This window comes from Mesorhizobium sp. RCAM 06353 (assembly GCF_059683585.1).
In genome coordinates, this window is record NZ_CM185031.1 from 125682 (window position 1) to 152176 (window position 26495).

Genomic DNA, 26495 nt, shown 5'->3' on the forward strand with positions numbered 1-26495 from the left:
TACGGCCGTGCTTGCGAGTTCATAAGGCAACCCGATACTCAGCATCGGTCCTTGATGCAGCCGCGCCATGATCTTGGCCGGAACGTCATCAGATTTTCGACCGCGCGCTTTCAGCCCCGGCGGGCGTGACACGATCCTGCCGGCCTTGAGCCATTTGTGCGTTTGGACTTTTCCACATCAGGCGGCGTTTGGCCGAAGCTGGTCGACCCCAATTTTGTGCCATTTTTGCTACATTTCCCAACCTTATGGCTTAAATCTCTAATTTAGATTGCCCTAAATTAATATTCGCTCACATATTTCTTGAAATTGTTGGATAGTCGCCTGAGGCGGGCTCAGGCTTGGTTCAGCGCTCGAAAAGGGCGTGGGGGAAACGTTGGGGCGGGGTAAATGAATACGACAAGCATCTCGACTATAGGCAAGCGCCTTGGTCTTTTGATGGCAGCTACGATGCTGACCTGTGCAAATGCGAATGCTCTTACGCTTAAGGAAGCGATGGCGGTTGCCGTCGAATCCAATCCCGAGATCGGCCAGGCCATAGAAAATCGCGAAGCAATCGAGTTCGAATTGCGCCAGGCGAAAGGGCTTTATCTCCCCAGTGTCGACCTGGAAGCGTCGGCAGGGGCTCGCCGCCTCGACAACTCGTCGCGACGCGCTCTCGACATAGAGCACGACGCGCTTTATCCGGCGGAAACCGATTTGACGGTTTCGCAAACGCTCTATGACAGTGGCGCAAGGCGAGCCGAATTGAACCGTCAGGCCTCGCGCGTCGACGGCGCGTCGTTTCGTGTGCTGGAGCGGTCAGAATTCATCGGGCTCTCGGTCGTCCAGGACTACCTCGAATACATGCTTCAGGCTTCTATCGTATCAGAGGCAAAGAAGAACCTGGGCTTCCATCAAGGGATTCTCCACGACATCCAGGAAGGCATTGCTGGCGGCGGGTTGAACGAAGCCGACCGGCAACAGGCTGAAGAGCGTCTGTTCGCGGCCAAGGCCCGCATGCAGGAAGCCTCGGAAGAGCTGGAGGCTTCAAGGATACGGTTCTTCAAGACCGTCGGGAAGCCACTCACCAATGCATCGAGGCCGGCCGATGTTTCCGGCGCGCTGCCAAGGTCTCTGGACGATGCGATTGGCCTTGCGCGGGAGAGCAATCCGCGCGTCCATATGGCCGACAGCGATATCGCAGCGGCGGCCTCGCTGGTGGACGCGGCGCGCGCGAAATACGGCCCCTCGATCGTCGCCGAAGGCGTCGCTCGGGCTGGGTACGACATCGACGGCGACAATGGAGACACGTCCGACCTGCAAGCACGGCTGGTGCTGCGGTGGAACCTGTACCGGGGCGGCATCGACAAGGCCAATGAGCAGGAGCAGATCCGCCGCACCAGCGAGCAACGGCTTGCCCAGCACCAGGTGCTGCGGGAAATCGAAGAAGCCGTTCGCACGTCATGGGATCGCCGCTTCCGGCAGGCCGACCTGGCAAAGACCCTGAAGCTGCAAGCCGCTTCCAGCGAGAAACTGGTTGCGTCCTATCGCGAGCAATTCAAGGTCGGGCAGCGCTCGCTGCTCGATGTGCTGGATGCGCAGAATACGCGGTTCAACACGGCAACATTGGCGGACACCGCATCCTATGCCTCTCTCTTTGCCCAGTATCGGCTTCTGGCAGCGACCGGGCAGTTGCTGAAAACGATGGACATCCGCCCGCCGAAGCAGGCCGCGGCCTACGCACGAACCGAGTTCGCGGCACCGGAAACGGCCGACACCGAAACCTATGCGCGGACCCCTTCGGAACAGAAGAATGACGTGCCGTTCGATATCCTGGCACCGGTCAGGAAAAAGTAGGCCGAGGTAAGGATCGATCGAAAGTCCCTATGGGCGGATCGTGAACCAGCAACCCAACATCCTCTCCCCGAAGGAGGCGTTCAAGGCCTGTTTCTCGGCCGTTGCCGGCTATCTAGGCAGGCCGAGCGCGCAAACGGTGCTGTTCGCCGGCGTGCCGCTGTCGGACACGCGTATTGACATCGACGCCATCCGACATATTGCCGAGCGCATCGGCCTTGAAATCACCGAGTTCAGCCATCGTGAGTTTCTTCGGGGACGCATCGACCTCCCCGCTATCGTGTTTCGCGTCAGCCAGTTGCCGGTTGCCCTGCTGGCCGAAACCGAGGACGGCGCATTCACCACCGCTCCCCAGGAAGACGGCCGCGTAACCATCACGAGATCCGAGCTGGCCACCAGCTACATCAGCGGCGGCGTTTCCTTCTCGATAACCTATGCCAACGCTGCCGAAGGGATGAACGTCGGTTCGGCGCCGAAGATCGAGCGGCGACATTGGCTGACGGGAACGATGGCCCCGTTCTGGCGCACCTATTCGAAGGTTATCCTGTCGGCAGTATTCATCAACATGCTGGCTATCGCCTCGCCGATCTTCACCATGAACGTCTACGACAGGATCCTGCCGAACAAGGCAATATCGACGCTCTGGGTGCTGTCGATCGGCATCGGCGCGGTCATCCTGTTCGACCTGCTCTTGAAGACCGCCAGGGCGTCCCTCATCGACTATGCCGGGCGCAAGGCCGATCTGCGCATTTCATATTTGCTGTTCGAGAAAGTGCTGAACTCGTCCCTGTCGGCACGGCCCGGCTCGACGGGCGAATACGCAAATCGGGTGACGCAGTATGAATTCGTGCGCGAATTCTTCACGTCGAACACCATCAGCGTGTTCATCGATACGGCCTTCGTGTTCGTTTTTCTGGTGGTCATCTATGCGATAGGCGGCTGGCTGGTCATCATTCCGGCGCTGGCCTTCGTGGCTTCCGTGATCGTCGGACTGATCACGCAGCGGCGCATCGGGAAGCGCGTCGCGGCCTCGATGAACGAAGCCTCGCAACGACAGTCCCTGTTGGTCGAATCCATCTCCACGCTGGAGACGATCAAGTCGCTGCGGGCCGAGGCGTATCTGTTGCGAAAATGGGGAGAGCATTCCAAGAACGCGTCCAACACGTCCGAGAAAATCAAGCAGCTCTCGGCGGCCGCCAGCAATATAACGCAGGCCATCCAGCAGATGGTCACCGTCGCCCTGATCGTGGCCGGCGCTTACGCCTTCTCGGAAGGACACGTCTCCACCGGAGCCATCATCGGCACCGTGATGCTGGCCAGCCGGGCGGTGTCTCCACTCGGCCAGATCGCCATCACCTTGTCCAGACTTCGCCAGGCCATGCTCTCCTTGCGCATGGTGAACTCGATCATGGCGCAGCCGGAGGATCGCCCGGATACGGTGGGTTTCGTCAACCGGCCCATTCGCAACGGCGCCATGGTGTTCAGGAATGTCGGCTTCGTCTATCCGAACTCCGAGAATGAGGTCCTGACCGGTCTGAATTTCTCGGTGAAGCCAGGTGAGCGGATCGGCATCATCGGCCGCATAGGCTCGGGAAAGACAACCATGGGCCGGCTGATCGGCAGGCTCTTCCTGCCGACATCAGGCGAGTTGCTGCTGGACGGGATAGACATCCGCCAATACCACCCATCGGAGGTTCGCGCCGCGGTCGGGATCGTCGCGCAAGCCAACGATCTGTTTTCGGGCACCATCAAGGAAAACCTCCTGATGGCTTGTCCGGAGGCGACCGATGAACAGATCGTCGAAGCGGCCAAAGCCGCAGGCGTCGACGATTTCGTTTCTCGTCACCCGCGTGGCTACGACATGAATGTCGGCGAGCGCGGCACCAATCTCTCGGGCGGCCAGCGGCAGACAATGGCGATTGCCCGTCTGTTGCTGACCAAACCGAAAATCGTCTTCCTGGACGAGCCGTCGGGTTCGATGGATCTGGCCTCCGAGCGCCAGCTGATCAAGCAGCTCAAAGTGGCCTTCGACCGGAACACGACGCTGATCGTTTCGACGCACCGCTTCAGCATGCTCGAGCTGGCCGACCGTCTTATCGTCATCGAGCAAGGCAGGATCGTTGCCGATGGGCCAAAGGATCAAGTGATACAGGCGCTGCAGAAGACAAGCGCCTGAAAGACAGAGTTATTTAACGTATTCAATACGTTGGGAAGTGGAAATGCTTGCAAGGGAAGACCGGCCACCGCTCTTTGCGTCGGCATCTTTATTGATCATCGGGGCACTCTTTGTGTCTTCTGTCGCCTGGGCGTCCTTTGCCGAGGTCGATGAAATCGCACGCGGCGACGGCAAGATCATACCGGCCTCGAAGACCCAGATCATTCAGGCCAGCGAGCCGGGCGTCGTTCAGGAAATTGCCGTGACGATCGGGCAGGTCGTCAAGAAGAACGACCTCATCATCCGCCTCGACAATACGTTCAACACCTCCAGTCTTGGCGAACAGCAGGCCAAGGCGCGGGCTCTGCAGACGCGCATTGCCCGGCTCAACTTCGAACAGGCTGGCAATCTCGAAGGCTCATTTCCGTGCCCGTCCGAGATCCAGAAGGTCGCCCCGGAAATCTGCGACAACGAGCAGAAGCTGCTCGTCGCGCGCCGCGACAACTTCCAGGTCAAACTGTCGGTTCTCAAGTCGCGCCTCGACCAGCGCGAGAAGGAACTGGACGAAGCGACCGCCAATGCCGATCGCCTGACGAAGAATCTGGCCGTCAGCGACCAGGAGGCAAAGCTGGTCGAATCGATGGTCAAGAAAGGCCTGATGGCGCGTACCGAGCAGCTCCGCGTCGAGCGCGAGATGAGCGAGCTCAACGGCCAGCTGACGCTCGCTGGAGAAACCATCAAGAAAGCCAAGTCGGCCATCACGGAGGCCCGGCTCCAGGTCGACGAACTCGGCCTGCAGTTGCAACAGGAGGCGCTCGGCGATCTGACGCAGGCGCTGGCAGATCTTTCGGTGGTGGACGAGACGATACGTGGCGCGACCGACAAGGTGGCGCGCACGGACATCCGCTCGCCTGTCGACGGGATCGTCAACACGCTTGATATCAACACGGTCGGTGCTTTCGTGCAGCCCGGTGCGGTCGTGGCCGGCATCGTGCCGACTTCCGAGACCCTGCTGGTCGAAGCGCGGGTCTCACCACGGGATGTTGCCTTCATCCGGCCGGACCAGGACGCGCTGATCAAGATAACCGCCTATGATTTCTCGATCTTCGGCGGCATCGAGGGCAAGGTCTCCAACATCACCGCCGACAGCCTGGTCGACCAGAAGACGGGAGAACCCTACTATCAGGTGCGCGTCGCAACCGAGAGGTCGACGCTGACGCGAGATGGCAAGACCTATTCGATCATCCCCGGCATGATCTGCTCGGTCGACATCAAGACCGGGCGCAAAACCATCCTTACCTATCTGATGAAGCCGATCAACAAGGCACGTGAGGAGGCAATGAGTGAGCGATAGCGCCACCTCTCATCCTGCCGACCGCGACCGGCTGCTTCCGCCCATGGCGACGGAGGATTTCGGGCTGGAATTCCGTGTGGTGGCGCGTGGCGGCACACGACGCGGCATTCGTCTGGAGCGGGCGTTCTGGACCTCGCTGAAGCAGATGGCCGAAACCCGCAAATGTACGATCGGCATGCTGATCGACGAGATCGCCGAGAGCCATGCCAACACAGGAAACCTGACGTCGGCAATTCGGGTGGCCTGCATGCGCGGATTGGCCGACGAAAACCAGACCTTGCGAAGGCTTGCGTCGATCAAGACGATCAACGCCATTCTGGTCGCCTGTCCGTCACCAGCTTTCGCGCTTTCATCGTCGAAGCGGATCCTGACCTTCAACGCACCGTTCCAGCAACTGGTCAGGCGGCAATTGCCGGTGGCATCAAGCGAAGATGCGCGCCACGACCTGAAGCTTGCGCTGGACCTCAATGTCGCTGACATATTCGCGCGGCTCGACGCCAATGGCGAAACGCCGGTCGCCACCGGTTTCGTCATCGGCGCAGGCGACCGCCGCTACCGGGGGCAATTGAACGCGGTGCGAGCGCCGGTGCTCGAGCCGGAGCTGCTGATGGCGTTCGTTTTCGGCGGCTGAAGCGCGCCGCATCAATCCGTTTCGACGTGACGTGCTTCTGAGAGAAGGCGTCCCGAACCGCGTTCTTCGCTTGTCTTGGAAACGTTAGGGCTGCAAGCCCTCGCCGGGCGCGACCGTCGCAAGACCGCCTTTGATATCGGCAACTTGCGCCGCGCCGGGCCTGGTGCCGTGGATCCACGCGCGGTCGGTGCTGAACGAGTACAATGGTACATAGTCTGGGAGATCGCTGTCGCGCGAGACGACGTTACTCAGGCTGTCCAGGATGAACACACCGCTGCCGGTGCTGACCGACAGCACGGCGTGAAAGAAACCGCGCTTGCGATCCTGCAGGACAACGAGCGACATGCTCTGTGCCGGAATGCCGGCACGCAGCAGCGCCGCCATCTTGAGAATGGCGAAATCCTCGCAGTCACCGGCCCGCCGCTCGAGAATTTCCGAAGGCTTGGCCCAGTAGTCGAGCTTGCCGTAAACCACGCTGTCCTTCTTGTAGGCGATCGCGTGGTTTATGCTTGAGTTGATGAAGGACAGCTTGTCGATAAACCGCTTGTCCTTGGCAGCATTGACGATCGCGACAAAGAGGCTGTTCTTGCCATCGCACGCACTGCCCGTGGAACAGTCGACGATTGCCCTGTAGACCGGCGCCCAACGTGCCGAAACCGGAAAATTATGCATGGACAGCGCGACTGACCCGAACACGCCGGGAATGATCGCCGCCGTCTGGATGGGATCGATCCCGGCATTGCCCTGTGCGGTCGACGAGTCGTTTTCCTGATCGACGGCGGCGGGACCATAGCTGGTGAAAACCATGCCGATTCTGTAGGCCGGGACAGGCTGCCAGGGCTGCGGCCGCATGAGCGAAATGCCACCGAGGGTGGAAGGCGTTTCGACCTTCGCCAGCAGCGCATCGGCAGGATCGACACGCGCCGGGAAATTGCTCGCGGACGACGGCTGCGGCAGGCTCATGATGCCGACCAGCAGCAGCAGCGCTTTGAGCCCGATTGCCGCTTGGGCAGATTTTTCTTTTGTCATAACGCCCACCTTTGACTGTGGACGCTAGCAATTCCGCCTCAAATTATTGGAAAGGAAGGTGGATAAGTTTCCAGTACTTGATAACGCCTATTTTGTGTAAAATTTTATACTAATTTATACTTCTGTTTACCAAGCGACCAGAGCCGATCCCACCTCAGATGGATCGCATAACAGCCTATGTATATCCAGTTATATGGTTCGAGTTTACCACGCGTAAAAAATGCCGAAGCCAGCATATCAGAATATATGAAATGGATTGCATGATAGTTGCAAAGTAGAGGTGGCCACTGTCTCTTTCCGGGAAATGCCGAAGGGGTTTGGCCATGACAAACAGTAACGATTTGGACACCGTCTCTCATTCTTGGGACGAGCATTCCGAACATAGCGGCCTGCCGTCGCAGGCGCAGATCCAGGTTGCCGAGGCAGCCCCGGCACAAAAGGCCGCCCCGGCGGCAGCCGAACCGGTTCCCGTCGATGTCGGCAGTGGCGCGCCCGTCAAACCGGAAACACCCGCCGAGGCGAAGGCGCCGGCGGCAGCCGCGCCGCACGAATATGTGGCCGACGCCAGCAATGTGGTGAAACTTCCCGCCAATGTCTCGATCGACAACATCAAGGTCGACGGCCATAACCTCGTGCTCGAACAGGCGGATGGTTCGGTAATTGTCATCAAGGATGGCGCGCTGAACGTGCCGACCTTCATCATCGGCGACGTCGAGGTGCCGCGCGTTGCCCTGATCGCCGCGCTCGAGGCCAGCCATGTCGACGTTGCTTTCGGCGCCGACGGTTCCATATCGGCAGGCCCAGGCGGTTCGACGTCGAGTGCGGGCGGAGACTTCTCGATTCCCCCCGGCGGTATCGGTGATGGATTCGGCCTTTCGGCACTCTTGCCGCCGACGGATCTGGCGTTCGGCCAGCCGGAACATCGTGAACTGTTCCCGTCTCTTATCAAGCCCAATTCCATTCCGTCGATCATCGACCTGACGCCTTCCGTCGATGGCGGCGACACCATCGTCAATGAAAAAGGCCTGCCGGCAAGCTCCGGCTCGGAAGGCTCCGGCGAAGCGCAGAATCCCGCCCCCAACAGCGACCAGTCCGAGATCAACACTGGCACCTTCACCATCACCTCGCCCGACGGTGTCGGCTCGCTGACCATTGCCGGCCAGGTGATTTCGGGCGCTGCCCTTGCCGACAGCGCATCGACGCCGATCAACATCACCACACCGCTCGGCAACACGCTGACCATCAACGGCTACGACGCCAGCACCGGCCAGGTGAGCTACAGCTACACGCTCGTCCATGGCGAACCTCATCCCGGTGTAGGCACCGATTCCCTCTTCGACAATATGACGGTGATTGTCACCGACACCGACGGCGACACCTCGGCTCCCGGCACCCTGTCGATCCAGATCGTCGACGACGTGCCGACCGCCACTGCCGACATCGGCAACGTGCCGTCCGGCAGCCATGCCGCGATCACTGGCGATGTGTTCGTGAACGACGTGTTCGGCGCCGACGGCAAGGATGCTGCGGGCGGTGTCGTTGGCGTTGCGGTTGGCACCACGGCCGGCGGCGAAGACGCCAATGTCGGCAACCAGATCCAGGGCCTCTACGGCAAGCTGACGCTCAGCGCCGACGGCTCCTACACCTATACACGTGATGCCGGCTCGCAAGGCGGCCATGACGATGTCTTCACCTACACCATCAAGGATGGTGACGGCGACCTGTCGCACACCACGCTCACCATCTCGATCGGCGACGCCACGCCCACCGTCGGCGACCTGACGCCACAGAACGGCGGCGGCGACACCACCGTCTACGAGAAGGGCCTGCCGGCAAGCTCCGGCTCGGAAGGCTCGGGCGAACTCGCCGCACCCGGCGCCGACGGCGATCCGTCGGAGCACAACACCGGCACCTTCTCCATCACCTCGCCGGACGGCATCGGTTCGATCACCGTCAACGGCCAGACCATCTCGGCCGCCGCCCTCGCCAACAGCGCGGCCGTCCATATCGACGTCACCACACCGCTCGGCAACACGCTCACCATCACCGGCTTCAATGCCGGACAGGTCAGCTACACCTACACGCTCCTCGACAACGAGACCCATCCCGCCGCCGGCACCGATTCCGTCTTCGACAGCATGACCGTCACGGTCACCGACACCGATGGCGATGTCTCGGCTCCAGGCACCCTCACCGTCCAGGTCGTCGATGACGTGCCGACGGCAAACTTCGACACCAACAGCGTTGCCTCCGGAAGCTTCGCGGCGGTCACCGGCCAGGTGCTGACCAATGACGTGTTCGGCGCCGACGGCGCCACCACCACCGCACCCGCGGGCGGTGTCGTTGGCGTTGCGGTTGGCACCACGGCCGGCGGCGAAGACGCCAATGTCGGCAACCAGATCCAGGGCCTCTACGGCAAGCTGACGCTCAGCGCCGACGGCTCCTACACCTATACACGTGATGCCGGCTCGCAAGGCGGCCATGACGATGTCTTCACCTACACCATCAAGGATGGTGACGGCGACCTGTCGCACACCACGCTCACCATCTCGATCGGCGACGCCACGCCCACCGTCGGCGACCTGACGCCACAGAACGGCGGCGGCGACACCACCGTCTACGAGAAGGGCCTGCCGGCAAGCTCCGGCTCGGAAGGCTCGGGCGAACTCGCCGCACCCGGCGCCGACGGCGATCCGTCGGAGCACAACACCGGCACCTTCTCCATCACCTCGCCGGACGGCATCGGTTCGATCACCGTCAACGGCCAGACCATCTCGGCCGCCGCCCTCGCCAACAGCGCGGCCGTCCATATCGACGTCACCACACCGCTCGGCAACACGCTCACCATCACCGGCTTCAATGCCGGACAGGTCAGCTACACCTACACGCTCCTCGACAACGAGACCCATCCCGCCGCCGGCACCGATTCCGTCTTCGACAGCATGACCGTCACGGTCACCGACACCGATGGCGATGTCTCGGCTCCAGGCACCCTCACCGTCCAGGTCGTCGATGACGTGCCGACGGCAAACTTCGACACCAACAGCGTTGCCTCCGGAAGCTTCGCGGCGGTCACCGGCCAGGTGCTGACCAATGACGTGTTCGGCGCCGACGGCGCCACCACCACCGCACCCGCGGGCGGTGTCGTTGGCGTTGCGGTTGGCACCACGGCCGGCGGCGAAGACGCCAATGTCGGCAACCAGATCCAGGGCCTCTACGGCAAGCTGACGCTCAGCGCCGACGGCTCCTACACCTATACACGTGATGCCGGCTCGCAAGGCGGCCATGACGATGTCTTCACCTACACCATCAAGGATGGTGACGGCGACCTGTCGCACACCACGCTCACCATCTCGATCGGCGACGCCACGCCCACCGTCGGCGACCTGACGCCACAGAACGGCGGCGGCGACACCACCGTCTACGAGAAGGGCCTGCCGGCAAGCTCCGGCTCGGAAGGCTCGGGCGAACTCGCCGCACCCGGCGCCGACGGCGATCCGTCGGAGCACAACACCGGCACCTTCTCCATCACCTCGCCGGACGGCATCGGTTCGATCACCGTCAACGGCCAGACCATCTCGGCCGCCGCCCTCGCCAACAGCGCGGCCGTCCATATCGACGTCACCACACCGCTCGGCAACACGCTCACCATCACCGGCTTCAATGCCGGACAGGTCAGCTACACCTACACGCTCCTCGACAACGAGACCCATCCCGCCGCCGGCACCGATTCCGTCTTCGACAGCATGACCGTCACGGTCACCGACACCGATGGCGATGTCTCGGCTCCAGGCACCCTCACCGTCCAGGTCGTCGATGACGTGCCGACGGCAAACTTCGACACCAACAGCGTTGCCTCCGGAAGCTTCGCGGCGGTCACCGGCCAGGTGCTGACCAATGACGTGTTCGGCGCCGACGGCGCCACCACCACCGCACCCGCGGGCGGTGTCGTTGGCGTTGCGGTTGGCACCACGGCCGGCGGCGAAGACGCCAATGTCGGCAACCAGATCCAGGGCCTCTACGGCAAGCTGACGCTCAGCGCCGACGGCTCCTACACCTATACACGTGATGCCGGCTCGCAAGGCGGCCATGACGATGTCTTCACCTACACCATCAAGGATGGTGACGGCGACCTGTCGCACACCACGCTCACCATCTCGATCGGCGACGCCACGCCCACCGTCGGCGACCTGACGCCACAGAACGGCGGCGGCGACACCACCGTCTACGAGAAGGGCCTGCCGGCAAGCTCCGGCTCGGAAGGCTCGGGCGAACTCGCCGCACCCGGCGCCGACGGCGATCCGTCGGAGCACAACACCGGCACCTTCTCCATCACCTCGCCGGACGGCATCGGTTCGATCACCGTCAACGGCCAGACCATCTCGGCCGCCGCCCTCGCCAACAGCGCGGCCGTCCATATCGACGTCACCACACCGCTCGGCAACACGCTCACCATCACCGGCTTCAATGCCGGACAGGTCAGCTACACCTACACGCTCCTCGACAACGAGACCCATCCCGCTGCCGGCACCGATTCCGTCTTCGACAGCATGACCGTCACGGTCACCGACACCGATGGCGATGTCTCGGCTCCAGGCACCCTCACCGTCCAGGTCGTCGATGACGTGCCGACGGCAAACTTCGACACCAACAGCGTCAATGAAGGCGCCCTGCTGACCGTGGCGGCAGCGGCCGGCGTGCTCGCCAACGACGTCGCCGGCGCCGACGGCTTTGCCGCCGGTGGCGGGGTTGTGGGCGCCCGCGCCGCGGGTGGCGACACCACCACGGCGGTGACGACGGGAGCAGGCACCGACATTGCAGGCCTGCATGGCACCCTGCATCTCAATGCAGACGGCTCCTACACCTATCAGTCGACGGCCAACAACATCGCCGCCGACACCACCGACGTGTTCGTCTACACCATCAAGGACGGCGACGGCGACCTGTCGACGACGACGCTCACCATCAACCTGGTGGACGTGACCATCACGGCACCGGCCGACAGCGATGTGACCGTCAATGAAGCCGCGCTGGACCTGGTGAAGGCCGGCGCCGATCTGGCCGCCGGCACCGTAACCGGCTCGCTGCCGGCGCTGACCACCGAGACCGATGCGACCAACCAGCTCAACGGCTCGGGCGGCGTCGGCACGCTGCACTACCAGCTGGTCAGCGGCGGCAACGCCGCGACCGCAGGCACCTATGGCACCATCCAGGTCAATGACGATGGCAGCTATGTCTATACGCTGACCAAGCCCTTCGACACCTCGCCGGATGCCAACAACGGCGCCAACACCGAGAGCGCCGAGAGCTTCACCTACAAGGTTACCGACGCCAACGGCAACACCAGCACCGGAACCATCACCGTCAACATCGTCGATGACGTGCCGACCGCGGTTGCCAATTCGGGCAACGTCAACGAAGGCGCCCTGCTGACCGTCAATGCTGCGGCCGGCGTGCTCGCCAATGACGTCGCCGGCGCCGACGGCTTTGCCGCCGGTGGCGGGGTCGTGGGCGCCCGCGCCGCGGGTGGCGACACCACCACGGCGGTGACGACGGGAGCAGGCACCGACATTGCAGGCCTGCACGGCACACTGCATCTCAATGCAGACGGCTCCTACACCTATCAGTCGACGGCCCACAGCATCACTTCGAACACGACCGACGTGTTCGTCTACACCATCAAGGACGGCGACGGCGACTTGTCGACCACGACGCTGACCATCAACCTGACCGACATCAACGATGCACCGGTTGTCGCCAACACCGATAACTGGATGTCCAGCGACCCGGCGCAGCAAACCTTGGGCACGCCCACCTATCCCAACGGATATCCCCTGCTGGTCACCATCCCGACGGATGCCGATGGCGACAACCTTATCGTCACCGCGACGGGGACGATCCCTACCGGCACGTTCTATTTCAACGGCGTGAGCTATGTCGCCCTGACCACTGGCACCGTGCTCTACAATCCGTCCGCCGGCATCAACCTGCTGGATGATCTGGTCTACAAGCCGACCGCGACGGCGACCGATACGGTCAACAACAACCTGTCGCTGGATGTCTATGACGGCACTGTCCATGTCTCCCAGACCGTCGGCATCCACGAAGTGCCGCCTACCAGCCTGCCCAGCGACACGTCACAGATTGGCAATGGCAGCAGTCCGCTTACATCGGGAAATGATCAGGTCGCCACGCTGACCCTGTCTGCAGCCACGGTGAGCGCCATAAACGCCGATCCTCATGGCGCGACAGTAGTGGTCTATACTGACTTCCAGCAGACGCCTTTTGCCACGCCTATCCCAGTATCGGAGCGGAATCCGGGCGTGTTCGGAGACGCCAGTGCAGGATCGCATCGCGAGCAAGAAGTCCAGGTTGAGATCATCATAGGCACCAACCACTTTGCGGTTGTCGAAGATGACCTGACTGCCGGAACATTCGAGCAGAGCTGGTTCTTTGACGCGACCACAGGCCTGATGAAGGCGACTGTCAACTACGACCATGTTTTCTTGCTTGATGCCAGTGGCAACGCGACTTCCACGACGCTCGCCGACTATTTGATCGCGCACCCGCCGGTCGCAGGCGATTCATGGACCCTGTCCTATTTCGACAACAATGGCGGCAACTACCAGGCCCGCAACGTCAGCTTCTCGTTCTTCTCGCACGACCCAGGCGATCCCGGCATTACCGTGAATGGCACCACATCGGCCGACCAGATTTACGGAACATCCGGTATAGATCATCTGTCCGGCGGCGGTGGAAATGACACCATTATCGGACGCGGCGGCAACGACTTCCTGACAGGCGGAGCCGGCGCAGATACCTTCCTGATCGGAACCGGCGATTCGACGCCGACAATCGGCGGATCGGGCAACACTGGGACGATCTCCGGCTATGACATCATCACCGACTTCGTCGCCGGGACCGACAAATTGACCCTGCCCGGTACGCTGGTGGCTGCGACCGCCGGCCTCGTCGATGGAGCAGGAGACTCCGTCCTGACGATCGGCGGAGACACGGTCGAGTCCCATTCGGTCACGAATGGCATCGCCAGTTTCTTCGGGACCGATGCCGGCGCCTCGCCCTTGGCGATCACCACAACGTCGGGCGTAGCCGCGGCTGTCCAGTATCTGATGGGCACTGACATCGGCAATGCCGGGGCGACGCTCGCCTTCACGGCAACGATCTCAGGGGTGAACCACACCTACGTCTATACCCAGACAACCACGAATGCCGGCGTCGGAGCGTTGGTCGATCTGCAGAACGTCACGGTGGCGAACCTGAACACGTTGATCGGGGGATCGGTCGATCCCGTCATCCTCGATCTGAACCACAATGGCTTTACCTTCTCCGACGTCGGCCATGGCGTTCAGTTCGACATGAACGGCGACGGCACCAAGGAACAACTGGCCTGGAACACCTCGAACGACGGCATGCTGGCGATCGACCTCAACCATGACGGCAAGATCGATGACGGCACCGAACTGTTCACGCCGAACTTCAATGGAGGCCATTTCGCCAGCGGTGCGGCGGCACTGGCGTCACTCGACAGCAACCATGACGGGGTCATCGACCACAACGACTCAGCGTTCAGCAGCCTGCTGATCTGGAAGGACGCCAATGCCAATGGCAGCAGCGACGCCGGGGAATTGTCGCACCTCGCCGACAATGGCATTGCCTCCATCAGCACGGCAGCGCATCCGGCTGTCGGCGAAATCGACGGGCAGACCGTGACCGGCAACGGCACGTTCCAGATGGCAGACGGCACGAGCGGCAACTACATCGAGGTGGAACTCGATACATCGCTGGTTGCCCCCGCGCAGCCGTCGGTGGCCTCCGATGGCACCAGGACATTCGCCATCGGATCGCTCGAAGTTGCCGACCTGATCGCCGACTTCCACGACGGCGCCAACGGCGACAAGATCGATCTCTCCTCGCTGCTGAAGGGTCTGGCCGGCGTCACCGACCTCGAAGCCGGCGGCTTTGTGGAGATCTCGCAGTCCTTGGCCAATGCGGCGAATGCCGAAGTCAAGGTCGACACGAATGGCGGCGGCGACAACTTCCATACGGTCGCCGTGCTGGAGAACTACGTATTCCACAGCGCCGCCGAGGCGGTGAAAATACTTTACGATGACAGCCACGGCACCAAGACGGACGTGGCCTAAGGGGCGAAAGGAACGGGGTCAGGAACATGAACAGAATTTTGCGAGTGGCCTTTGGGGCCGGGCTGCTGTCGATTGTTGCGACGGGGCTTGAAGCCGCCGACATCATCGAAGGCCCAACGGGCGACTATTGCCGTACCGTCGGCACGTCCAACCTGGTGCTGAACGACAACATCGTCGACCTCAAGGAGCAGGTGGTGAAGCTGATGGACGAATCGGTCGCCGTCGCCAACAGCTCCGAGTGGATCAATTCATCGCGGCCGGCCTTCGTCTGGGCCTCGGAAGCCAAGGTCGCCTGCGGCATGGCCTATGGCTATCTGAAGACGAACTACAAGGACGAAGACACGCTCAACAAATGCGAGTGTTTCCACGATCGCATGGTTGAGTACATGCACTGACCGGATGGGCCGCGCCTGTTGGCCATCATGATATCAGACGGATCAATCTTGAGGGCGATCGCCGCAACGATCGCTTTGGCCAGCCTTGATCTGTTTGCCTCGCAGGCCGGCGCCAGCTGGCTAGGCCTTTGCCGTTTGCGTGGGCCGCATCTTCGTGCCCAGGCCACGATAGATGAAATGCGCCGATGATCCGTCCGCCGGGCAAGCCAGACGGATCATGGCCATGAGAGCCGGCCTTTCGACGGCTAAACACGCATCAAAGAACAGCAAGACGACACGGCAAGTCCGCCGTAACATGACTTGAAGACCAGACCGGGAAATACCGGCGGCAGACGGGGTGGAGCGATCATGGAAGCTGGCCGGCAGGGCCGCGGTCCGCAGACCTGGGCAATCGCCTTGGCGCTCGCCATGGCATTGTCGGGCTGCCAGTCGAAAGGCGGCGTTTCCGAAGTGCTCGACCCGGCCGCGATCGCCGCGCCTGCCGGACAGAATGGCGCCGCTGGTGCCGGTCCGGCCCAGGCGAGCCAGTCGCTCGGCACCGGTTCGACCAAAATCACGATGTTGCTGCCCTTGTCCGCTCCCGGGACGTCGGGGGAAAACGGCAGGAAGATGCTCGACGGCGCCAAGCTGGCGATGACCGATATCGGCAATGGATTGCTGACGCTGGCCGTAGAGGACACGAAAGGCGACAACGCACAGGCCAGCAAACTGGCGGTGCAGGCCATAACGACGGGGTCAAAAGTCGTCATCGGCCCGACCGAACTGGCGGCTGCCCAGCATATTGCCACGCTGTCGGGATCGAAGCGGCCGCCGGTTCTGGCACTTGCCGACAATTTTGCCGGCGGCGCCGGCGTTTACGCCGTGCGCCTGAGCGAAGCCGACAGCGCCGCGGCGGGTGCCGCGGGGCTCGCCGCGAAGGGCGGCAAGAAGTTCGTATTGCTTGTCGCGGAAGGCTCGAACGCCAGCGCCGTGGAGAAACGGGTAGCGAACGGCCTCAGCATCTATGGCGCGACGCTCGCGGTCACTGTGCCGTATTCGGCCGGCGACGGTGGCGCCAAGGCGGTCGACCAGATGGGTTCACTCGTGGACACTCCCGACGCAGTCATCGTTGCCAGCGGCGATGACAGCCCCGCGCCTGTCCTTGCCGCCCTCAAATCAAAGGGTATTCCGGGAAAAGCAATCTCAGTCGTCGGAACGGACCGATGGCTGGAGCACCCCATGGACCCGCTATTCGAGGGAGCATACATCGCCACGCTCGATCCAAGCGAAACCGGACCGATCGCCGACCGCTTTGGGACGGCATACAACTACCCGGCCGACGTCAATGTGGCCTATGCCTATGATATGGTTGCCCTTACGGCAGGGATTGCCAGCGCGGTCGGACCCGATGGCTTCAGCAAACAGGTGCTCGAAAACCCCAGTGGGTTTCGCGGATCGACAGGTTTGTTCCGTTTTCGCGCTGACGGCTCCAGCCAAAGGTCGATGCCATTCTATCGGATTCAAAAGGGTGCGCTCAAACTGGTTGCCAAATCGACGTCGGGTTTCTGACCGGCTGCCGGCGGGACCTTGCTCGAACGCTGCGCTGGCCTGATGGGCTGGCATGCCCGCCTGGTGACCGCGATCGGGGGCCTCGAGCTCGTGGTCGGAATTCTCCTGATCATGCGGGCCGGAGCCTTGCTTTCTCTCGACCGGCCCGTCCCTGCGCCGTCCCCGGAAATTGCCGACAAGCAAGAAAATCAGGCGGGCTCGGCCATTCCCGAGGAACAATTGCGGGGACCGGCACGGCGGATTGCCGAGAGCCTTATCGCCCCGCCGCCGATCGACGCGTCGGAAATCGAGCGGGTCGAGGCCCGGCCGCCGCTCGGTGAACTCGGCCTCGCCGTGCGCCCCAAAACACCCATGCCGAAAGACTGGCGCGAAACCCTGCTCTACCGTCCGGTTGCAACGTCGTCGGCGACGTTCGAATCGATGGGGTGGACGGTGGTCATCAGCGGGGCTCAGGACATCGACGTGGACCAGACCTGTTCGTTTCGCGACGAGACCTGGCCCTGCGGCCTGCGGGCTCGCGCGGCCTTCAATGCCTGGCTGCGTGGGCGCGCGCTGAACTGTTTTCTGCCGCCAGAAACCGAGCGCTTCGCCATCGCCGCACCGTGCCGGCTGGGCAAGCAGGATGTCGGCGCCTGGCTCGTCGCCAATGGCTGGGCAATGGCGCTGCCAAACGGCATCTATGGCAAGGCGGAAGCAATTGCCAGGAATGCCGGGATGGGTGTCTTCGGGCCGCCGCGATAGGCTGGAAGGAACTGTCCCGGTTGCCGAAGTCGCGCCTGGTGAAGACGCCATTCGGCTTTTTTCCATCAAATTGTACGGTTCGGCGAAACCGAAATTACGGCAGGCAGGCCTTATACCAGCCGATCTGACAGGAGATTGGCCCATGACCAGACCAATGGCGACCACCACTGCCCGGCCCTGGAAGCACGTCGCGTGGCTGACATTGCTGGGAACCGCCGGGAGCCTCGGCCTGTCCCTTGGCCTCAACTACCTGCTCCTGTTCAGCGACGCGCTGACGCCGTTCGCCCGCAGCATGATTACCGCGGGGCTGCTGCCGGTGATCATCGGCCTGCCGCTTTTCGCGCTGATCGGCTGGAATCGGGTCGAAATCAGCCGATACCGGCAGGAACTCAACAGGTCCGGGACGTATGACAGCTTGACGGGCTGCCTGAACGGGCCGGTTTTCACATCGATGATGGAACGACGGGCAGCCAGGCGATCGGGGCCAGGCCCACGCTCCGGCGCCTTCCTGGTCATTCACCCGGAGCACCTTCGGTCCATCAACATGCGCTTTGGCCTTGAATGGGGCGACGAGGCCTTGCGGCTCATCGTCTCGACCATCCAGTCGTCGGTGCGCGAGGAGGACCTGATCGGGCGCATCGGAGCCTCGATGTTCGGGGTTTTCCTCTCCGGCGCGACCGAAGCAGAGGCTAAGGAAATCGGCGAGCGTATCCGCACGCGTGTCGCGCAAGTCTATTTCGCGCCAAAAGGCACCGAGGATGTCCTCACCATCAAGGTCGGCGGCGTGATGTTGGAAAACGAGATGGAGTTCTCGGACATATTCCGGTCCGCCGAACAGCACCTGTCCGACGCGCAGGATGAAGCCGGCTTTGAACTGGCGCATCTCCACAGCTGATAACAGCCAAGGCGCTGAAGCAGGAAAATTCACGAAACCAGGGATAGACTGGTGCTGCGAGAGAGGATTGAACTCTGACTTGCATTAATAAAATCAATATCTTACAAGACTTTTTGTAACACTGTGACGACCGCCAAAATGGCCACGAAAGGCGGGTCCCGTGCGGTATTAAGGCCAGCACCCGCTGAACGTTTACATCAGTCCATGCGCTATTAGTCGCGCAGCCGGCAACCGGCGCAGCGCCAGCATGGCGCTGACGCCAAACAGCGGGCCGGGCGCGAGGACCAGAAAGCTCCAGCGCCAGCCGAAGGTCTCCGCCACCAGTGAGGTCAGGTGGATCGAGAGGAAGGTGAGCGCGATGCCGACGCTCAGCTGCAGGGAAAGCGCCGTTCCGACATAGCGCGGGTCGCTCAATTCGGTGGTCATGGCGGAAAACTGGGCGGAATCGCCGATGACGGTCATCCCCCAAAGAACGGCGATGGCGATGAACAGCCAAAGCGGTCCGTCGAACGTCAGGCCGATCGTCAGCGCACAAAATCCCGAAAGCGTCATCATCATTGCTGCCGTTGCCGTGCGGCCGATGCGGTCGGCGACAATCCCGCCCAGGATCGAGCCGATCCCACCCGACGCCACGATAAGGAAAGCAAGCAGGGACGCCGTCCTTGGGCCATCGATGCCAAGGCCGGGGCTTCCCGCCCTGATATAGGCCAGCATCCAGCCCCACATGGCATAAAGCTCCCACATGTGGCCGAGATAGCCGAGATTGGCGAGCGCCAGTGGGCGGTTCTGCAGGACCGCCCGGATGTGGCGGGGGTCAAAGGTCGATTTGGCGAAGGGATAAGGGCCTTCACTGCCAAGACACAGGATCAGGATTGCGCCGGCCAATGCAGCCAGCGACGTCGCCACGATGACATCCTGCCAGGCGACATCGGCTGCAAGTGCGGACAGCAGATGCGGAAACGCCGATCCGAGCGTCAGCGCCGCGAGCAAGGCACCCAGTGCCATGCCACGCCCGCGGCGGAACCAGGTCGAAACCAGTTTGAGCGCCGGTGGATAGACGCCTGCCAGGGCAACGCCGGTGGCAAAGCGGGCAAGCAGCAGCAAGCCGATGGATGGCGCGAACAGCAGGCAGAGATTGGCAATGGCCGTGACCAGGGCGCTGATGCCGATCACCTTGCGAAGCGAGACGACGTCCAGCAGGCCGGCAATGCTGGAGGCGAGCGCGCCAACCGCAAAGCCGACCTGCACGGCGCCTGTGATCCAGGCGCCTTGCGCCGGCGACAGCCCCCAGACTTGCGTCAGCTGCGACGCGATTGCGGTTGCCGAAAACCAGGCGGTCATCGGCAGGAAGGCGCCGGCGCAAATCAGCGCCAGCATCGACCAGCGCCGGCCGGCGCCAATGCCGGCCGGGTTCGCGGCTGCCATCGGTTCCATCTGGCCGTCTCAGACGGTGACAGCGTTCTGCAACCGCTTCAGCAGCGGAAGCAGACCGGCCGGGTCGGGCCGGATTGTGTAATCCGGGCTAACTTCCGCATAGACGATGATGCCGTCACGTCTGATCACGAACCGTGCCGGCATCGGCAATGTCCATGACGGGTCTTCGTTGATAGCAGGCAGATCGACGCCGAAGCTCTTGTAAAGCGCGATCAGATCGTCGGGCAGGCGGAAGCGCAGGCCAAAGGCGCTGGCGACCTCGCCGTTCGGATCGCTCAGCATCGGGAAGGTGACCTGCTTGTCGCGCTTGGCCTTGCGACCGTTCGCCGGCGCTTGCGGGGAGATAGAGACCAGCCGCGCGCCGGTGGCACTGATTGCCGGCCAGGCCTCCTGCAGTGCGCCAAGTTCGATGTTGCAATAGGGGCACCAGACGCCGCGGTAAAAGCTGAGCACCAGCGGGCCGCGCGCCAGCAAGTCGGCCGACGAAACGAGGCCGCCGTCAGCCTCCATCAATGTGAAGGAAGGGGCGACAGCACCGACCCCCAGGGTGCCGATCGGCCTGACCGGAAGCGATAAGCTCGGCGGTGGCGCGATGCATGATCTCGACCGCCTGTCTGGGCGCCTTCTTGCTCTCAAAGTCGGCTTTGAAGGCATCAAGCTTGTCTTGAAGCGACATGGGATTACTCCGAAGATTTCTCACCGCTCTCGCAGCGGCGGAAACGTCCTCGCCTATTTCCCAAAACAGGGGTAGCCTGCCGGAAAGGATAGCAATCATTCGGAAAGTGGATGGCTGACCGACTCCAGGAACTGGAAGTGTTCGTGCGGGTGGCGGAGCGCGGCAACCTCTCCCAGGTCGCCCGCGAAATCGGCCTGTCGCAACCCTCGGTGTCGCGGATCCTGAACGATCTGGAGGCGCGCATCGGCGCCCGCCTCCTCGTCCGCACCAGCCGGAAGGTCGGGCTGACCGAGGCGGGGCATGGGTATCTCGAACAGATCCGGCCGTTGCTCGCCGAGCTTGGGGCGGCGGCCGACACCGCTGCCGGCAATGAGGAGTTGCGCGGGCTGCTGCGCGTCGAACTGTCTGTCACTTTCGCCATGCGTGCGCTCATTCCGCGGCTGCCCGGCCTTCTCGCGGAGCATCCCAACCTTTCCGTCGAGTTGATGATGGACGATCGCCGTCGCAGCCTTGTTGAGGAAGGCGCCGATGTCGCGGTCAGACTTGGTCTGCTCGACAGTTCCAGCCTGATGGCGCGCAAGGTTGGGCAGACGCCGAGACTGCTGGTGGCCTCATCGGACTACATCGCCCGGCATGGCATGCCGCACAGCCCTGGCGATCTGGTTCAGCACGAGGTCATTTTCGGCCCTTCGGACAGCACCGGCGCGACCTTTCAGGAGCTGATTGACCCGGAAGCCAGCTTTACCCTGCCGGAAAGCCCGCGCATCCGGGTCTCGAGCTCGGCCGGCGTCACCGCCTGCGTGCTGGCCGGACTTGGCGTGGCCTTTGGGTCCGGCTGGATGTTCGACGCCGAACTTGCGGATGGTCGCCTTTGCCGGCTGCTGCCGGAGTTTCCGCTGCCGACCATCCCCATCCACGTCCTGTTCCCGGCCGGGCGCCAGCCAAGCAAGCGGGCAAGGGGATTTTCCGATTGGCTGAGCAGATCGCTCGGTTCGTCATGACTCTGGATTGTCAGAGTCGTGATTGTCTTGCCGTCGGCAGCCATTCGCACCATGGTGCAGGCGACTTTGCTGAAAACGGTTTATTGCGTTAATCTTCGAATATGCACCATCGCTGATAGGCCATTTCGCTGAGGGGGCGAAAATTCATGGAGATGCAGCAGGTCCGCTATTTTTTGGCCCTGTCCAACACGCTTAATTTCACCAGAGCAGCGGAAGAGTGCAATGTCACGCAGCCGGCCCTGACGCGCGCAATCAAGACCCTTGAAGACGAATTGGGCGGGGAGCTGCTTCGGCGTGAACGTCAGCATTCCCATCTGACCGAGCTTGGCCGGCGCATGCTGCCCCTGCTGCAACAATGTTACGATGCTGCCACCTCCGCAAAGTCTCTTGCAAAGGCAGTGCAAAGCAGTGACGTCGCTCCGCTCAACGTCACCATTTCCAACAGCGTCAACATAGCGCTGCTGGTTTCGCCATTCACCGAGCTTTTCCGGGCCTACCCTGGAGTGCATCTCAAGATCAGTCGCGGTTCGCCGACCGCTGTCGTCGAAGCCCTCAAGAACGGCGGGGCCGAACTGGCGGTTGCCGGTGTTCTGGGGCAAGCCTGGGACCGGCTCGACGCCTGGCCGCTCTTCCAGGAGGGAATAGAGCTTGTCGTGAATTCCGATCACCCGTTGGCCCGCCGCAACGAGGCAGAGGTCGCGCTGAGCCAGCTGGCAGCGGAGCCCGTGCTCAGCCGAATCGACTGGGAAACGAGCGAGGAGTTGTCGCGCAACCTTGCGGCAAAGGGGGTGGCGCCCCGAACCGCGCATGAGGTGGAGACCGATCAGGATTTGCTCGCACTGCTGGAGGCCAACGCCGGGGTAGGCTTTGTCTCGGCGACAGCACCGCATTCGCCCAATGTCCGCAGGCTCAAGCTGCGTGACTTGGACATTTCGCGGATCGTCGCCGCATACGCGGTCGCCGGCCGACACCGGTCACCAGTGGCTACGACGTTGCTCAACCTGTTGCGGTCGACCGACTGGTCGACCTTCGGCGTCAGCGAGCCCGCCTGAGCGCCGCGATCAAGTCATCGATGTCCATGCGCCGACGGTAGTCAGGATCGACGAAGCGATCCGTGATCACTCCGTTCGTGCCAACCACGAAAGTCGCGGGGATCGGCAGGAACCAGCTGGCGTTGCCTTGGTAGTTTGGCAGATCATACGCAACCCCCATCAACCGTTCCATTTCGGTCCCGATCCAGATCGCAAGATTAAGCGAGAGGGCATAGCCGTTGTCCATGTCGGTCAGGAACGGAAAGTTGGCACCCACGGCCGCCTTCATCGCTTTCGCGAACCTGCGCCGTTCAGGCATAATTGCCACGACCTGCCCGCCCAGCGTCGCAATCTCCTGCTGAGCTTCGACGATTCCGATCGCATTCAACCGGCAATAGGGACACCAATGTCCGCGTTGAAAAGTGATCACGGCCGGCCCCTGGAGAAGGATCTCTCCCAGACCAACCAGTCTGCCCTCGTCGTTAGGTAGCAGGAATGCCGGCATGACTTCGCCGGGAGCCGGCGCCATCGCTCCGGCCTCTTGCTGTTCGAGGCGCGCCACCAGGCGGTCCACCGCATCGGCGAAACCTGGGTTGAGCCGGCGCACCGCGGTTGCAATCACCGCCAGCCGCTCGTTCAGAGGGGCATCGAGTTCTATGGCAGCCTGGACGGACTGTTCAAATGTCATTGATTGATCGTCGACGCCCATTTCCGCGCTTTCATAGGTCGGATGTAGCCTATCATCGAAGCCCCGCCGCCACGGCCATGTTTTTCTCGCATGGTTTTGATGCCGCGCGTGCATCACCGCAGGAGACGTTCGTATTCTGTTCGCAGCCTCTCCTCGATTCGTTACATCATGTTCCTGATATCCGAGGCGAAGGTCGGGAAGCCGTAAACCGTTTCGGACAGCTGCGACGCCGTGATGTCATGTTTCATGGCAAGCGCGAAAATATGGATCAGCTCTTCCCCGGCATGGCCCACAATGTGAGCGCCAACGATCCTGTCGGTGGTCTTCTCTACGATGATCTTCGACCACGCCACTGTCTCGGCATAAGTCCTGGCGGAAAGCCAGCCCAGCATATCGTTCACATGGACCTTTACGCCAAGGCCTTGCTCTTTCGCCCTGGCCTCGGTCAGCCCGACGCTGGCCAAAGCGGGGACCGTGTAGAGAGCCGACGGTATCTGGCCATAGTCCGGCCGGTGTCTCGGTCCATCGACGATATTGCGGCCAACTATGCCGCCCTCGTAAGTCGCGACAGGTGAAAGCTGCGGAGAATTCCATACCGCGTCGCCGCAGACATAGACGTCAGGGTTCGACCGCGAACGCAGATGATCGTCGATTTCGATGCGGCCTTCACGATGCACGATGACGCCAGCGCCAAGATCGAGCCCCTCGACATTGGCCACTCGTCCAGCGCAATTCACAACTCTGTCCGCGTCCACTGCGTGCTGGACGCCATCCGCCACAAAGGTGACGCGCAATCGTCCTTCGGCCTTCTCGATCTTCTTGACCCAGGCAAGCGTGCGGACTCGAATGCCTATGCGTTCGCTCTCGCTACGGATCTGGGCCACGGCATCGGCGTCGAATGCTCCCAGCAGATGTGGCAATGCTTCAAGAATCGTCACGTCAACGCCGGCACGCGCATAAACGTGGCCCAGTTCGAAGGCAATGACGCCGCCGCCGACGAAGACGACCGCGCGAGGGAGCACCGGATCATTCAGGACATCGTCGGAAACCGTCAGGTGCTCGGCACCAGGAATTGGTAGGGATCGCGGCTTCGAACCGGTTGCGATGACAATGTTCCCGGCCTCAAGCTCGCGACCGTCGACACTGATGGCATTGCTCCCGATGAAAGCGGCCTCCCCGACGATGACATCGACACCGCGCTTGGCCATCAATCCAGACAGGCGGGACGGAATGTCATCGATAATGTCTTTTTCGCGCTCGATCAGGGCACGCCAGTCGAGCCTCGGCTTGCCGATCGTGATCCCGTGCCGATCAGCCCGTTCGATCTCGTGGAGCGCATGAGCCGCCGCTACGAGCACCTTCTTCGGTGTGCATCCACGATTGGGGCAAGTGCCCCCGAGGTCGCGTGCCTCGATCATGGCCACCGACAGCCCCGCAGCGCGAGTAGCCACCGTCACGCCCATTCCGGCGTTGCCGCCGCCGAGGATCACGACATCATACTTTTTCATCGCGCCGCCTGCACAGGTTCAGTGGAGCTTGATCCGAGGCCTGCTGCGCCGCGCCACTATCTCGCCAATCGAGTCCAGGGTGGTCTTCGCAAGTCCGTGCACTGCCTTGAGATGCAGCTTGTAGAGCGAGCGATACATCAGCCGGGCGAGCAGACCTTCGATCTTCAGTCCACCGATCAGGCTGCCAAATGAGCCATAGTCAGCGAGCGAAACAAGGGATCCGAAGTCTCGATAGCGGAAAGCCGGCGCGGCCCGTCCCTCGAGGCGCGCGGCAATCACCTTGACCAGGTGATCGGCCTGCTGATGAGCGGTCTGGGCGCGCGGCGGCAATGGGTCGCCCCCACCGGGCAAAACACAACTCGCGCAGTCACCGATCGCAAACACGTTTTCGTCCCCTCTGGCTTGCAGTGTCTCATCCACGACCAGGCGGTTGATGCGGTCCGTTTCGAGGCCATCAAGCGTTTTCAGGAAATCCGGGGCCTTGATCCCAGCGGACCAGACAACGAGTTCGGCAGGCACAAACAATTTCTCACCAAGCTTGATGCCTTCCCCCGTCACCTCGGTGACCCTGATCCCGCACCGTATCTGGACGCCCAGATCAACAAGCAGACGTGCCGAAGCGCGTGCCAGGTGTTCCGGCAACGCCGGCAAGATGCGCGGCCCTGCCTCAATGAGGGTGATGCGGATCAGCCTTTCAAAATCGATGTTGTCGAGATTGTGCGATGCGATCTCACGCATCGACTTGTGCAGCTCTGCTGCCAGTTCGACGCCGGTGGCGCCTGCGCCAACGATGACGCAATGGAGTTGGCTCGGCGACAGTTGCTCGTATTGCGCATTGGCGCGCAGGCACGCGTCTATCATGCGTTTGTTGAAACGGGCGGCCTGCTCAGCAGTATCGAGCGCGATTGCGTGGCGTGCCGCCCCTGGCGTGCCGAAGTCGTTGCTGACACTGCCTACGGCCAGCACCAGCGTATCATAGCCCAATACACGCGGCGGGATGATCTGCCTGCCATCGTCGTCGAAGCTTGGCGCGACAAAGACCTGGCGCCTGGAGCGATCAATGCCGACGACTTCACCGATGCGATATCGATAATGGTGGCGGCTGGCATGGGCAATGTATTCCACCGCATCGTTCGACGCACTCAAGGCACCGGACGCCACCTCGTGCAGAAGTGGTTTCCAGATGTGCGTGCGGTTGCGGTCGACAAGCGTGACGGAAAGCCGTCGCTTGCCGAACTTGCGGCCGAGACGCGTCGCGAGTTCCAGTCCGCCCGCGCCGCCGCCAACGATGACCACTCGATGCAGTGACGTGTCCGCATGCGATGGGGTTTCCGGTATCGTGCGGAAAAGCGCGGCGTTGTTGGCGAGCACGGCTTCCGGAACCAGCCGCATTCCCGGAGTGATGATCTGCATC

18 protein-coding genes are annotated in these 26495 nt (G+C 62.2%); 11 read left to right on the forward strand and 7 right to left on the reverse strand.

Translation table 11 applies throughout. The features are described 5' to 3' along the window. The first annotated feature begins 387 nt into the window (after nucleotides 1-387). Genes AC56QX_RS00495 through AC56QX_RS00510 form a run of 4 tightly spaced genes read left to right on the forward strand, consistent with a single transcriptional unit; the run spans nucleotide 388 to nucleotide 5973 of the window. Nucleotides 388-1836 (forward strand): TolC family protein, encoded by a 1449-nt coding sequence (locus AC56QX_RS00495; RefSeq protein WP_497113198.1) that lies wholly within the window; start codon nucleotides 388-390, stop codon nucleotides 1834-1836. 40 nt (nucleotides 1837-1876) lie between these two features. Next, on the forward strand, nucleotides 1877-4009 hold the full coding sequence (locus AC56QX_RS00500) for a type I secretion system permease/ATPase (protein WP_497113199.1): 2133 nt from the start codon (nucleotides 1877-1879) through the stop codon (nucleotides 4007-4009). A 43-nt stretch (nucleotides 4010-4052) separates the two neighbouring features. Then, complete coding sequence (locus AC56QX_RS00505) at nucleotides 4053-5342, forward strand: HlyD family type I secretion periplasmic adaptor subunit (protein ID WP_497113201.1); 1290 nt, start codon at nucleotides 4053-4055, stop codon at nucleotides 5340-5342. Continuing rightward, a complete protein-coding gene (locus tag AC56QX_RS00510; RefSeq protein WP_497113202.1) occupies nucleotides 5332-5973 on the forward strand; it encodes a ribbon-helix-helix domain-containing protein in 642 nt (213 codons plus the stop codon). The genes AC56QX_RS00505 and AC56QX_RS00510 overlap by 11 nt, the downstream gene beginning before the upstream one ends. 84 nt (nucleotides 5974-6057) lie before the next feature. On the opposite strand, the gene AC56QX_RS00515 is transcribed toward AC56QX_RS00510, so the two are convergent. Further along, complete coding sequence (locus tag AC56QX_RS00515) at nucleotides 6058-7002, reverse strand: transglutaminase-like cysteine peptidase (protein WP_497113203.1); 945 nt, start codon at nucleotides 7000-7002, stop codon at nucleotides 6058-6060. A gap of 323 nt (nucleotides 7003-7325) precedes the next feature. Between AC56QX_RS00515 and AC56QX_RS00520 the strand changes: the two genes are divergently transcribed. The 5 genes from AC56QX_RS00520 to AC56QX_RS00540 all read left to right on the forward strand — a co-directional run bounded on the left by AC56QX_RS00520 (nucleotide 7326) and on the right by AC56QX_RS00540 (nucleotide 18743). Then, nucleotides 7326-15164, forward strand: a complete 7839-nt coding sequence (locus tag AC56QX_RS00520) for a beta strand repeat-containing protein (protein WP_497113205.1) — start codon at nucleotides 7326-7328, stop codon at nucleotides 15162-15164. A 26-nt stretch (nucleotides 15165-15190) separates the two neighbouring features. Next, the gene (locus AC56QX_RS00525; protein ID WP_497113207.1) at nucleotides 15191-15559 is read left to right on the forward strand and encodes a hypothetical protein; all 369 of its coding nucleotides are present in this window, start codon (nucleotides 15191-15193) and stop codon (nucleotides 15557-15559) included. A gap of 348 nt (nucleotides 15560-15907) precedes the next feature. Beyond that, nucleotides 15908-17107 carry a type 1 periplasmic-binding domain-containing protein gene (locus tag AC56QX_RS00530; RefSeq protein ID WP_497113209.1) on the forward strand — a complete coding sequence of 400 codons (1200 nt, stop codon included), beginning with the start codon at nucleotides 15908-15910 and terminating at the stop codon, nucleotides 17105-17107. A gap of 18 nt (nucleotides 17108-17125) precedes the next feature. Then, a complete protein-coding gene (locus AC56QX_RS00535; protein WP_497113211.1) occupies nucleotides 17126-17848 on the forward strand; it encodes a thermonuclease family protein in 723 nt (240 codons plus the stop codon). A gap of 142 nt (nucleotides 17849-17990) precedes the next feature. Then, entirely contained in the window at nucleotides 17991-18743 is a 753-nt protein-coding gene (locus AC56QX_RS00540) for a GGDEF domain-containing protein (RefSeq protein ID WP_497113212.1), read from the forward strand. Between the two features lie 192 nt (nucleotides 18744-18935). Here AC56QX_RS00540 and AC56QX_RS00545 read toward each other — a convergent pair whose 3' ends face one another. The 3 genes from AC56QX_RS00545 to AC56QX_RS00555 are packed head-to-tail and all read right to left on the reverse strand — an operon-like array spanning nucleotide 18936 to nucleotide 20853. Next, on the reverse strand, nucleotides 18936-20177 hold the full coding sequence (locus AC56QX_RS00545; RefSeq protein ID WP_497113214.1) for an MFS transporter: 1242 nt from the start codon (nucleotides 20175-20177) through the stop codon (nucleotides 18936-18938). 9 nt (nucleotides 20178-20186) lie between these two features. After that, a complete protein-coding gene (locus AC56QX_RS00550; RefSeq protein ID WP_497113215.1) occupies nucleotides 20187-20687 on the reverse strand; it encodes a peroxiredoxin-like family protein in 501 nt (166 codons plus the stop codon). Further along, nucleotides 20677-20853: a hypothetical protein gene (locus AC56QX_RS00555; RefSeq protein ID WP_497113217.1), complete on the reverse strand. Its 177-nt coding sequence runs from the start codon at nucleotides 20851-20853 to the stop codon at nucleotides 20677-20679. The genes AC56QX_RS00550 and AC56QX_RS00555 overlap by 11 nt, the downstream gene beginning before the upstream one ends. 110 nt (nucleotides 20854-20963) lie before the next feature. Between AC56QX_RS00555 and AC56QX_RS00560 the strand changes: the two genes are divergently transcribed. Further along, nucleotides 20964-21854, forward strand: coding sequence for a LysR family transcriptional regulator (locus tag AC56QX_RS00560; RefSeq protein ID WP_497113218.1), 891 nt, complete (start codon nucleotides 20964-20966; stop codon nucleotides 21852-21854). 146 nt (nucleotides 21855-22000) lie between these two features. Then, nucleotides 22001-22906 (forward strand): LysR family transcriptional regulator, encoded by a 906-nt coding sequence (locus AC56QX_RS00565; RefSeq protein ID WP_497113220.1) that lies wholly within the window; start codon nucleotides 22001-22003, stop codon nucleotides 22904-22906. Here the strand turns inward: AC56QX_RS00565 and AC56QX_RS00570 are convergent. From AC56QX_RS00570 to AC56QX_RS00580, 3 genes are all read right to left on the reverse strand, one after another. Next, entirely contained in the window at nucleotides 22890-23594 is a 705-nt protein-coding gene (locus AC56QX_RS00570) for a peroxiredoxin-like family protein (RefSeq protein ID WP_096454068.1), read from the reverse strand. The two genes, AC56QX_RS00565 and AC56QX_RS00570, sit on opposite strands and share 17 nt — an antisense overlap. A 140-nt stretch (nucleotides 23595-23734) precedes the next feature. After that, nucleotides 23735-25081: a dihydrolipoyl dehydrogenase family protein gene (locus AC56QX_RS00575; RefSeq protein ID WP_497113222.1), complete on the reverse strand. Its 1347-nt coding sequence runs from the start codon at nucleotides 25079-25081 to the stop codon at nucleotides 23735-23737. Nucleotides 25082-25099: 18 nt separating this feature from the next. Then, nucleotides 25100-26494, reverse strand: coding sequence for an NAD(P)/FAD-dependent oxidoreductase (locus tag AC56QX_RS00580; protein ID WP_096454064.1), 1395 nt, complete (start codon nucleotides 26492-26494; stop codon nucleotides 25100-25102). Nucleotide 26495: the final 1 nt, after the last annotated feature.